The sequence below is a fragment of the Colwellia sp. BRX8-7 genome, assembly GCF_014077275.1.
GTDB lineage: Bacteria > Pseudomonadota > Gammaproteobacteria > Enterobacterales > Alteromonadaceae > Colwellia_A.
In genome coordinates, this window is sequence record NZ_JACGVP010000150.1 from 1 (window position 1) to 228 (window position 228).

Here is a 228-nt window from a genome sequence, read left to right on the forward strand (position 1 = left end):
ACCGTCAATAATGCTCGATTACTTAGCATTAAAGAAGCCGTTCCGTTAACCGAAGATGAAGGCGTAATAGCCCCTAATCAACTGTTAGTGGAAGTGCTTATCGCACAATTCAAGGTGTTACTTATCGGTATTGAACAGTTGGATAAAGCAATAAAACAGCTGTACAAAAAACAACAAGACAAGGCTATTTTTGATAGTTTACCTGGCGCAGGCCCACAACTAGCACCG

1 pseudogene is annotated in these 228 nt (G+C 41.2%); it reads left to right on the forward strand.

The window, feature by feature from the left end:
- Window positions 1-228: pseudogene (locus H4J57_RS19750) on the forward strand (IS110 family transposase); the annotation flags it as partial.